This is a genomic window from Streptomyces atriruber (assembly GCF_001418325.1).
Taxonomy (GTDB): domain Bacteria; phylum Actinomycetota; class Actinomycetes; order Streptomycetales; family Streptomycetaceae; genus Streptomyces; species Streptomyces atriruber.
On sequence record NZ_LIPN01000512.1, the window covers coordinates 1 to 8779 of the forward strand.

9 protein-coding genes are annotated in these 8779 nt (G+C 71.8%); 5 read left to right on the forward strand and 4 right to left on the reverse strand.

Annotated features, from left to right (window positions below; all coding sequences use genetic code 11):
• Positions 1 to 55: 55 nt before the first annotated feature.
• Positions 56 to 1096, forward strand: a complete 1041-nt coding sequence (locus AOK03_RS37300; RefSeq protein WP_055569813.1) for a questin oxidase family protein — start codon at positions 56 to 58, stop codon at positions 1094 to 1096.
• Positions 1097 to 1207: 111 nt separating this feature from the next.
• Here AOK03_RS37300 and AOK03_RS37305 read toward each other — a convergent pair whose 3' ends face one another.
• Entirely contained in the window at positions 1208 to 1978 is a 771-nt protein-coding gene (locus AOK03_RS37305) for a dioxygenase family protein (RefSeq protein WP_055569814.1), read from the reverse strand.
• A 161-nt stretch (positions 1979 to 2139) separates the two neighbouring features.
• Here AOK03_RS37305 and AOK03_RS37310 point away from each other — a divergent pair, with 161 nt between their 5' ends.
• Positions 2140 to 2655, forward strand: a complete 516-nt coding sequence (locus tag AOK03_RS37310; RefSeq protein ID WP_055569815.1) for a MarR family winged helix-turn-helix transcriptional regulator — start codon at positions 2140 to 2142, stop codon at positions 2653 to 2655.
• Between the two features lie 46 nt (positions 2656 to 2701).
• Here AOK03_RS37310 and AOK03_RS37315 read toward each other — a convergent pair whose 3' ends face one another.
• Positions 2702 to 4225, reverse strand: a complete 1524-nt coding sequence (locus AOK03_RS37315) for an MFS transporter (RefSeq protein WP_055569816.1) — start codon at positions 4223 to 4225, stop codon at positions 2702 to 2704.
• A gap of 48 nt (positions 4226 to 4273) precedes the next feature.
• Positions 4274 to 4930, reverse strand: a complete 657-nt coding sequence (locus AOK03_RS37320; protein ID WP_055569817.1) for a TetR/AcrR family transcriptional regulator — start codon at positions 4928 to 4930, stop codon at positions 4274 to 4276.
• Between the two features lie 351 nt (positions 4931 to 5281).
• Here AOK03_RS37320 and AOK03_RS37325 point away from each other — a divergent pair, with 351 nt between their 5' ends.
• A complete protein-coding gene (locus AOK03_RS37325) occupies positions 5282 to 6586 on the forward strand; it encodes a M6 family metalloprotease domain-containing protein (protein ID WP_079075211.1) in 1305 nt (434 codons plus the stop codon).
• On the opposite strand, the gene rho is transcribed toward AOK03_RS37325, so the two are convergent.
• Positions 6573 to 7778 (reverse strand): transcription termination factor Rho, encoded by a 1206-nt coding sequence (rho, locus tag AOK03_RS37330; RefSeq protein ID WP_079075212.1) that lies wholly within the window; start codon positions 7776 to 7778, stop codon positions 6573 to 6575. The genes AOK03_RS37325 and rho overlap by 14 nt on opposite strands.
• Here rho and AOK03_RS42955 point away from each other — a divergent pair.
• A complete protein-coding gene (locus AOK03_RS42955) occupies positions 7762 to 7920 on the forward strand; it encodes a hypothetical protein (protein WP_157869184.1) in 159 nt (52 codons plus the stop codon). The two genes, rho and AOK03_RS42955, sit on opposite strands and share 17 nt — an antisense overlap.
• Positions 7921 to 8109: 189 nt before the next feature.
• A partial coding sequence (locus tag AOK03_RS37335; protein WP_079075213.1) for an SDR family NAD(P)-dependent oxidoreductase occupies positions 8110 to 8779 on the forward strand: 670 nt, incomplete at its 3' end.

The following is an 8779-nucleotide window of genomic DNA, read 5'->3' on the forward strand; positions in this document are numbered from 1 at the left end:
GACCTAGGCCCCGAGACCGTTACCCGCCCACGGGTCAGCCGCCTACCGTCCCTCCATGAACGAGACCACAGGCGACACCACGGTCGACACCACAGGCACGCTCGACGAAGCCCTGCAGCGGTTGCACGCCTCGGGGCCGGAGCGCCTCGGACGGCTCACCAACCACGCGCCGATGGCGGTCGAGGCGCTCGCCGCACACGGGCAGGCCGGTGCCGTCCACCGGTGGCTCGATCTTTACGCTCCCAAACTGGAGGAGTTTCCCGCCGCGGTGGAGCCGGTCACCGAGGCGAACTGGCCCTCGGCACTGGGTGACCCGCGGCGCGCCGCGGACTGGATCGCGTACTTCCGCCGGGAGATCGGGGAGCAGCCCTGGCGCGACGTGCTCGCCCTGTGGTGGCCCCGGCTGCTGCCCGGCCTGTACGGCGGCGCCACGCATCCGGTGATCCGGGTCGGCCACGCCGTGCGCACGCTGGGGGAGGGCGGCGCGACCGAACCGCGCCTCGCGGAGCTCGCGCACGGCCTCGGCTACTGGGCCGCCCGCCACCACCCCGTCACGGGCCTGTCCCTGCTGCCGGGCGCCCGCGGCGCGGCGGACGCCCTGGACGCGGTGCCGCCCATCGCCGATCGCGCGGACGGCGGCTACCCCGCCCGGCTCGCCAGGGTCGAGGCACTGCCGGTGTGGGCCGCCTCGGTGGACGCCCCGGAGGAGGCGCGGCGCAGGCTGACCGAGCTGGTGCGGGCGGCCACCCACCGGTACGCCACGCACGGCCACGGCGACGAGACGATGCTGGTGCACGCGGCGACCGCGCCCAACGCCGTGCTGCGCGCCCTGCCCGCGCTCCCCCGCGCCCTGTGGGTGCCGAGCCTGCGGGCCGCGTGGACCGCGTCGGCGGCGGTCACCGCCATGTACGCGCCGGACGAGCCGGTGGCGTACGAGCCGGTCGGCGACCTCGATGCCGAAGAGGTTTTCGCGCGGGCGCTCGCACATGGGGACGAACACGTGATCAAGTTCGCGGACACGGCGCTGGACGTCAGCGACGAGCGGGCCCTCGCGGCGGCGTTGCGTGCGGTCGAGCTGAGCGTGCCGCTCGGCTAGGCGCGTGTCACTCGCGGGTTCGGTTCGTCCGCGGGCCGCAGGGGGCTGGTCGCGCAGTCCCCCGCGCCCCTCAACAGGCCCCCCACGTCCCTCCCAGGCCACCTGCGGCCCTCACCCGAACTGCACCGACCGCTTCGCGAGCCCCATCCAGAACCCGTCGATCACGCTGCGCTGCGCACCGAGGTCCCCGGCCGCGTCGGCCGCGCCGAGCGTCACGAACAGCGGCGCGAAGTGCTCGGTGCGCGGGTGGGCGAGCTGTCCGGCCGGAGACTTGTGCCCGAAGTCGAGCAGCGCGTCCACGTCGCCCGCCTCCAGTGCCTCGTGGCCCCAGGCGTCGAACTCCGCCGACCAGGCGGGGATGCCGCCCTGCCGCAGCGCCGCCAGGTTGTGCGTGAAGAAGCCGCTGCCGACGACCAGCACGCCCTCGTCGCGCAGCGGCGCCAGCCTGCGGCCGATGTCCATGAGGCGGCGCGGGTCGAGGGTCGGCAGGGAGATCTGGAGCACGGGGATGTCCGCGTCCGGGTACATCTCCACGAGCGGCACGTACGCCCCGTGGTCGAGCCCGCGGTCCGGCACGTCCTGGACGGGCGTGCCGGGGGCGTGCAGCAGTTTCCTTACGGACGCGGCGAGTTCGGGGGCGCCGGGCGCCGCGTACGCCACCTGGTAGTAGTGCTCGGGGAAGCCCCAGAAGTCGTACACGAGGGGCAGCGTCTCGGTCGCGGACAGGGCGAGCGGGGCCTCCTCCCAGTGGGCGGAGACCATGAGGATCGCCTTCGGGCGAGGCAGCCCGGCGGACCAGGCGGCCAGTTCGCCGGGCCAGACCGGGTCATCGGCGAGCGGCGGGGCGCCGTGACTGAGATACAGGGCGGGCATGCGGGACATCGCGCACCTCCGGCGGGCGGGACCAGGTGATCGAACGAGGCATTTGTACGGAGTACGCGAACCAATTCCTCGAACGAGGTACTTGAAACATCAAGCTTTACGCGGCCATCTTACGAGTGGTTTGTTCAAAGTTCAAGGAACAACCTCGTACAGTGGGGTGCATGGATACGGCAGCGACCCCTCCCCCGGCCGGCGAGCCGCGCTGGCTGGACGGCGACGAGCAGCGCGTCTGGCGGTTCTACCTCCAGGCGACCACTCTTCTCGACGACTTCCTCGACCGTCAGTTGCAGCGCGACGCGGGCATGCCCCACATGTATTACGGCCTATTGGTCCAGTTGTCCGACGCCCCCCGGCGGCGGCTGCGGATGACCGAACTGGCCAAGACCATGAAGATCACCCGGTCCCGTCTCTCGCACGCGATCGCGCGCCTGGAGAAGAGCGGCTGGGTGCGCCGCGAGGACTGCCCCTCGGACAAGCGCGGGCAGCTCGCGATCCTGACCGACGAGGGGTTCGAGGTGCTGCGCAGGACCGCTCCCGGCCATGTCACCGCCGTTCGCCAGGCCCTCTTCGACCGGCTCACCCCGGAACAGCAGAAGTCCCTCGGCGAGATCATGACGATCGTCGCCGAGGGACTTCAGCCCAAGGAGGCCGGGGCGGACCTCCCCTGGCTCCGCTAAGCGTGCTGCCCGCAGTCCCGGGTGGGGTGCCGGCCGCTCTCCCGGGTCAGTGGGCCATCACCGGGATCTTGACCTCGTCCTCGACACCGTCCGACGAGTCGGCGGGAGCCGACGTGCCGCCCTGGTGGCCGGTGGTGACGAGCGTCGCCGCGATCAGCGCGGAGACCACCAGGATGCCGACCGCCCACCAGATGGCGCTGGTGTAGCCCTCGACCATGGCCTGCGCCTGGAGGAGCTTCGGGTTGGTGGCACCGGCCGCGTGGTCCGTGAGGTACGCGGTCGTCGCCGAGGCGGCGATGGTGTTCAGGAGGGCCGTGCCGATGGCGCCGCCGACCTGCTGCGAGGTGTTGACCATCGCGGAGGCGACACCGGCGTCACGGGCCTCGACGCCGTGCGTGGCCAGGGACATGGCGGGCATGAACGCCGTACCCATGCCGAGGCCCAGCATCAGCTGCGCGGGCAGGATCAGACCGGCGTAGGAACTGCCGATCTCCAGCTGCGTCAGGAGCAGCATGCCGACCGCGGCGAGCAGGAAGCCCGGGGCCATCAGCAGCCGCGGCGCGACACGGGTCATCAGCCGGGCACCGATCTGCGTGGAGCCCGTGATCATGCCGACCATCATCGGCAGGAACGCGAAGCCGGTCTTGACCGGCGAGTAGCCCTGCACGATCTGCAGGTAGTACGTGAGGAACAGGAACAGGCCGAACATCGCGATGACCGCGAGGCCGAGCGACATGTAGACGCCGCCGCGGTTGCGCTCGGTCAGGACGCGCAGCGGCAGCAGCGGCGACTTGACCTTGGCCTCGGTGAGGACGAACGCGGCGAGCAGCACGGCCGAGGCGACGAACATCGTGACCGTCACGGAGTCCGACCAGCCCGCGGACTCGGCACGCGTGAAGCCGTAGACCAGCGCGACCAGACCGAGGGTGGACAGGACCACGCCGGGGATGTCGAGCGGTGAGCGGTTGCGGCCGCCGACCGGCTCACGGATGACGAAGTACGCGCCCAGGGCGGCGACCACCGCGAACGGGATGTTCACGAAGAAGGTCCAGCGCCAGTTCAGGTACTCGGTGAGGAAACCGCCGAGGATCAGGCCGACGGCGCCGCCACCACCGGCGATCGCGCCGTAGATGCCGAAGGCCTTGGCGCGCTCCTTGGCGTCGGTGAACATCACCGCGAGCAGCGAGAGGGCGGCGGGCGCGAGCAGCGCGCCGAACACGCCCTGCAGGGCGCGGGCGCCCAGCATCATGGCCTCGCCGGTCGCGGCGCCGCCGAGCGCGGAGGCCCCGGCGAAACCGATCAGGCCGGTCACGAAGGTGCGCTTGCGGCCCCACAGGTCGGCGATGCGGCCGCCGAAGAGCAGCAGGCCGCCGAAGGCGAGCGCGTAGGCCGTGATGACCCACTGGCGGTTGCCGTCGGATATGCCGAGGTCCTGCTGTGCGGAGGGCAGTGCGATGTTCACGATGGTCGCGTCGAGCACGACCATCAGCTGCGCGAGAGCGATGAAGACGAGCGCTCTCCAGCGCTTGGCGTCGGGCCCTGTGTCGGACCTGAGGGCAGTTTGAGACATGGGAGTAGCCACCTAGCGGTACGAAGTAAAGAGAACTGCGAAAAACGGTCAGTGTTGCCGGAGGTCCTGCAGCGTCGCCGCCGCCCCCGGAAGTTCGGATCGCGCGGGCGCCATCAGGCCGTCCAGGAACAGCTGCAGATGACGGTGGATGAAGCGGTCCATGCTCGGGCAGGCCGTGCCGGGCAGCGGCCTGGTGAGCTGGGAGAGGGCGACCATCAGGTCACCGACGGCGATGTCGGTGCGCAACTGGCCGGCCTCGCGGGCCCGCTCCATGAGGCCTTCGATGGAGTGCTCGAGGCGCTCGCGGGCGTCGAGCAGATCGGGGTGGAAGGGGTCGAAGTCGGCCGACAGCATCGGGCACATGGCCCCGATGCGCTCCTCGGCCGCGGCGTGCACGAAGGTGCGCAGCGCGCCGAAGGCGGCGCCCTCGTCGGCGTCCGCCGTGGCGATGCCCTGCTCGGCGTGGGCCGCGACGCGGTCCGTCACCGAGAGGACGACCTGGCGCACCAGCTCGGCGCGGTCGGCGAAGTGACGGTAGACCGTGGCGTTGCCGACGCCGGCCCGGCGCGCGACCTCGTCGAGGGGTACGTCCGGTCCGTACTCCACGAACATCTCGCGTGCGGCGGCGACGATCCGCTCCCGGTTGCGCAGGGCGTCGGCCCGCGGTCGCGGGACTCGGCGCTGCGGGGCGGTGGCGGTGTCCACGGCTGCTCCTCGTGTGTCGGTGTGTGTCGATGTGTGTCGGTGTCGGCGGCGGCATCGATGTCGATACCGGTGCCGATGTCTGTGGCGTGCGTCTGTCTGTGGTGTACGTCTTCGGAACCCGCGATGCGGGGAGTGACTCCCCGTTTCACGCGGACACAGGTCTAAACGGGGAAGGAGTCCCCGGATATTTCCCGCTCCCGGACTTAATCCCTGTGACCTGAGTCACACCCACTTCGGGCGAGAAACCCACGGTCGGCCGCGCCCAGCGAGCGCCCGCGCACCCCCCGGCACAGGGTGATCGAACAGGGTGCAGCCATGACCGGCGGCTGCCGTGGAGCGGAAGGCCCATGCATGCAGCAGCCGACCTGGCGCCGGATACGCCCTGCCCGCAGGGGCATCGGCCCCGCCCGCCGGGGCATAGCGCTCGGGTCCGTCGCCGCGCTCGCCCTCGCGATCACCACGTCGGCGAGCACCGGACGCCTGATGGAGGGCTCGCAGAGCATGGCGGGCCCGGTGTCCCTGGCCCGCAGCACCACCCTCGGCCCCTGCATGATCAGCGGCGCGATGGGCGTCCAGATGTCGGAGGGCATGCCCACACCGCCCGGCTACTCGCGCTCCACCGGCACCGTCCGGGCCCTGAACCTCATGGTCGACTTCTCCGACGCGCCCGGTCAGGGCAGCGCGATGGACCGCCTCTCGGAGTTCTTCCCGCAGACCTCGGAGTGGTTCCGCACCAGTTCGTACGGGCGCCTCGACTACCGCCCCGAGTCCCCCGTGCCGGGCTGGCTGCGGATGCCCAAGCCGTTCGCGGAGTACGGGATAGAGCGCGGCGCGCCCTTCGACCCCGGCTACCGCACGCTCGTCGAGGACATCGTGGCGGCCGCCGACCCCGACGTGGACTTCCGGACGTACGACCTCGTGAACATCCTGATCACCCCGAACGCGGGCCCCTCGGCCCTCGACACCGTCCTGTCGGTGACGTTCGCGGGCAACCACGAGGCGCCGGTCGCGGACGGCGTCCCGGTCTCCAACGCGTCCTTCGTCTACAGCCGCCAGGACGACGGCTCGGGCAGCTACCGGGAGACCGGCTACCGCGTCCTGCCGCACGAGAACGGCCACGTCTTCGGCCTGCCCGACCTGTACACGCAGGACGGCGGCGGCGCGGTCGGCCACTGGGACATCATGAGCGAGGACTGGGGCGCCAACAACGACCTGCTGGCCTGGCACAAGTGGAAGCTGGGCTGGCTCGACGACGACCAGATCAGCTGCGCCGCGAGCTCCGGCACGACCGAGCACGTACTGTCCCCGCTCGCCGCTTCCGGCGGCACGAAGCTGGCGTTCGCCCCGCTCACCGAGAAGACGGGTTACGCGATCGAGGTCCGCACCCCCGGCGGCAACGACGAGGCGGTCTGCAAGCCGGGCGTCCTGATCTACCGCGTGGACGCGGAGGTCGACACCGGCCACGGCCCGGTCACGGTCTCCGACGCGGCACCCGACAGCGGTGGCTGCACCCGCCGCCCCAACGTCCACGCGGAGCTCTCCGACGCGACCTACGGCGTCGGCGAGACCTTCACCGACCGCAAGACGGGCGTGCGGGTCACGGTGGCGGGAGTGACCGACGACGGCGACTACCGCGTGCACGTCACGCGGCCGTAGCGGCGGCCGTGGCGCCGTCGCCGCGGGGGCGCGCCCCCGGCACGGTCTGCAGCACCTGCCGGAGGAACGCGGCGTTGCTCGGCGTCCTGCGGATCCGGTCGAGGAGCGCCTCCAGCGCGCTCTGCCCGTCCCGGCCGCTCAGGGCGCGCCGCAGCCCGCGCACTGCGCTCAGCTCGACCTCGGGCACGAGGAGTTCCTCCCGCCGGGTGCCGGAGGGCGTGATGTCGACGGCGGGGAAGACGCGCCGGTCGGAGAGGCCGCGGTCGAGCCGCAGCTCCATGTTCCCGGTGCTCTTCAGCTCCTCGAAGTAGTAGTCGTCGGCGCGCGATCCGGTCTCCACGAGCACGGTCGCGAGCATCGTCAGGGAGCCGCCCTCCTCGGCGAGGCGCGCGGCCCCGAAGAGCTGCTTCGGCCCTTGCACGGCGGCCGCGTCGACACCGCCGCTGAGGGTGCGGCCGCTGCCGGAGGCCGCGTTGTTGTACGCACGGCACAGCCGCGTCAGCGAGTCGAAGAGCATGACGACGTCCCACCCCTCCTCGACCATGCGCTTGGCGCGCTCCACGGCGAGTTCGGCGAGGGCGATGTGCTCCTTGGCGGGCCGGTCGAAGGTCGAGGAGAGCACCTCGCCGCGGACCGATCGCCGCATGTCGGTGACCTCCTCGGGCCGCTCGTCGAGGAGGACGACCATGAGGTGGCACTCGGGGTGGTTGCGGGAGACCGCGGCGGCGATCTGCTGGAGCAGCACGGTCTTTCCGGTCCTGGGCGGGGCGACGATCAGGCCGCGCTGGCCCTTGCCGACGGGTGCGACGAGGTCGACGAGCCGCCCGGCGAGGGGCCCGCCCTCGGTCTCCAGGCGGAGCCGTTCACGGGGGTGCAGGGGCGTGAGGTCCTGGAACCGCCGCCGTCCGCGCAGGGTGTCGGCGGCGCGCCCGTTGACCCGCTCGACCCCGGCGAGCACGCGGGGCCGCCCGCAGACGCCTTCGACGAAGTCGCCCGCGCGGAGCCCGAGTTGGCGGACGAGCGCCGCGGGCACCTGCACGTCGCCGCTCCCGGGGAGGCAGGAGGCTCCGCGGAGGAACCCGCGGCCTTCCCGGCCGATGTCGAGAACTCCCGTGCAGGAGTGGTCAATTGAAGTACCAGCCGAGGTTGCGGCCGAAGTGGATGAAGGCTTTTCGATGGTTGTGGCAGTCATGATGTGGGTCCTTTCGCGACACGCGAAGAAGAGGGCCCGGCGGGACGGCGATGACCACGTCCCGTACGACGGGCAGGAGAACCGCTCCGCGGTGCGGGAGCAGTACGAAAACGAAGTGGGCCGCATCCAGAAGGCGACCTGAGATATCCCGGCGGACCGGGAGAGGAAGGGGCAGTACGGGCGCCCGAGAAGGGGGCGTACTCACGTACCTCTCGGAAGGTAGCACACCGAGCGCCGGACGAGACAGGCCCAAAGACCCCCCTGAACCTCTCCCCAGAGCTCGTACGTTAGGTTAGCCTTACCTAACGATTTGGGGGAGGTCGCTCACACCATGCCTGTGGACATACCGAACGAGTCGCACGCCGAAGGCGAGTTCGCCGGGCGTACGGCTCTGGTGACCGGCGCGGGCCAGGGCATCGGCGCCGCGGTGGTCACCGCGCTGGCCGCCCGTGGCGCACACGTCGTCGCCACGGACCGCGACGCGCACGGCGTCGACGAACTGTCGGCCGCGTCGAGAGGACTCTCCGGCACGGTCACTCCCCGCGTCATGGACGTCACCGACGTCACCGCGGTGACGTCGGTCGTCGCGGACATCGTGCGCGACCACGGCGCCCTCGACCTCCTCGTGAACGTCGCGGGCATCCTCCGCGGCTCCGCGGTCGCCGAACTGACCGACGCCGACTGGGCCGACACCTTCGCCGTGAACGCCACCGGCGTCTTCCACACCTCCCGCGCCGCCGCCTCCCACATGACGGCCCGCGGCTCCGGCTGCATCGTCACGGTCGGCTCCAACGCCGCCGGGATCCCGCGCACCGGCATGGCCGCGTACGCCGCGTCCAAGGCGGCGGCCGCCGCCTTCACCAAGTGCCTCGGCCTGGAGATCGCGCGCAGCGGCGTGCGCTGCAACGTCGTGGCGCCCGGCACCACGGACACGGCCATGCAGCGGGCGCTCTGGCCCGACGACTCGGCGGCGCAGGCGCCGGCCGGGGTGCTCGACGGCA

What these genes read in the sequence shown, in the direction of transcription:
- AOK03_RS37310 (WP_055569815.1), top strand. Translation starts at nt 2,140, where the DNA reads ATGGATACGGCAGCGACCCCTCCCCCGGCCGGCGAGCCGCGCTGGCTG.
- rho (WP_079075212.1), bottom strand. Translation starts at nt 7,778, where the DNA reads ATGACTGCCACAACCATCGAAAAGCCTTCATCCACTTCGGCCGCAACC.
- AOK03_RS37315 (WP_055569816.1), bottom strand. Translation starts at nt 4,225, where the DNA reads ATGTCTCAAACTGCCCTCAGGTCCGACACAGGGCCCGACGCCAAGCGC.
- AOK03_RS42955 (WP_157869184.1), top strand. Translation starts at nt 7,762, where the DNA reads ATGGTTGTGGCAGTCATGATGTGGGTCCTTTCGCGACACGCGAAGAAG.
- AOK03_RS37300 (WP_055569813.1), top strand. Translation starts at nt 56, where the DNA reads ATGAACGAGACCACAGGCGACACCACGGTCGACACCACAGGCACGCTC.
- AOK03_RS37305 (WP_055569814.1), bottom strand. Translation starts at nt 1,978, where the DNA reads ATGTCCCGCATGCCCGCCCTGTATCTCAGTCACGGCGCCCCGCCGCTC.
- AOK03_RS37325 (WP_079075211.1), top strand. Translation starts at nt 5,282, where the DNA reads ATGCAGCAGCCGACCTGGCGCCGGATACGCCCTGCCCGCAGGGGCATC.